Raw genomic sequence first — 1,107 nt, 5'->3', positions numbered from 1 at the left:
CGAAGGTAATGGACCCCGGCGAGATCGGCCCCAGGAACGCGGAGCTGACGAGGGCGGGCTCCCGTGCACAGCGCGAGCTTGTCGTATGTCAGTGTGTCGCCGGTGCTCATAACGATGTGCCCAGCCGAGCGGTCGATCGCCTCCACGTGCGCGTTGAGAAGCTGGATTCGCTGCTTGGAGTAGAAGTCCGAACTGCGGATGGTGATCTCGTCGAGGGTGGTTTTCCCGGCGAGATACGCCTTCGACAGTGGCGGGCGCTGGTAGGGCACCGTGGGCTCCTCGCCGATGAGGACGATCTCACCGCTCCACCCGTCCTGCCGTAGGCTCGCCGCGAGTTGGGCTCCGGCATGGCTGGCACCGATGATGAGGGCTCGCTGCGATGTCATGTGCCGGATTTCGGGGTGAGGCGCACCATCATCTTGCTGATACCCCGCACGAAGTTGGACTGCACGTACTCGGGTTCGCCGACGACCTCGATGTTCTCGAAGCGGGGGAGCAGCTCTTCCCAGAGGATCCGCAGCTGCATTTCGGCCAGTCGGTTGCCCATGCACCGGTGTACGCCGAACCCGAAGGAGATGTGGTTGCGGACGTTGGCCCGGTCGATGATGAAGTCATCGGGCCGCTCGAACACACGCTCGTCGCGGTTGCCTGAGGCGTACCACATCACGACCTTGTCACCCTTACGGATGAACTGACCGTTCAAGATAGTGTCAGTCTTGGCGATTCGGCGCATGTAGGCCAGCGGCGTTTGCCACCGGATTATCTCGGAGACCATGTTGGGGATCAGGTCAGGGTTGGACTTGAGCTTTTCGAACTGGTCTGGGAACCGGTTCAGCGCCAGAACGCCACCACTCATCGAGTTCCGGGTCGTGTCGTTCCCTCCGACGATCAACAGCACAAAGTTGCCCAGGAATTCCATCGGGCGGTCGATCAGATCCTTGGTGCTCTCGTTGCTCTGCAGCATGGTGACCAGGTCGAAACCGGGTTCCTCCCCCTCTGCTAACCGAGCCTTCTTGTCGTACCACAGAGAACTCAGACCGCTCGCCATCTCGCGCATTCCGTCGAACGTCTCGTCGAGGTCCGCAGGACCACCGTTCGCTTCCTCGA

2 protein-coding genes are annotated in these 1,107 nt (G+C 61.5%); both read right to left on the bottom strand.

What is annotated here, in order from left to right:
• A partial coding sequence (locus tag J1M64_RS18425) for an FAD-dependent oxidoreductase (protein WP_206475139.1) occupies nucleotides 1-386 on the bottom strand: 386 nt, incomplete at its 3' end.
• Nucleotides 383-1,107 (bottom strand): cytochrome P450 (locus J1M64_RS18420; protein ID WP_206475138.1); only part of this gene is annotated, 725 nt, incomplete at its 5' end. The genes J1M64_RS18420 and J1M64_RS18425, both read right to left, overlap by 4 nt.

This window comes from Dietzia sp. KRD202 (assembly GCF_017168155.1).
GTDB classification, from domain to species: Bacteria; Actinomycetota; Actinomycetes; order Mycobacteriales; family Mycobacteriaceae; genus Dietzia; species Dietzia kunjamensis.
The sequence above is the reverse complement of the archived record's forward strand: the minus strand, read 5'-3'. Positions and strand labels throughout refer to the sequence as shown.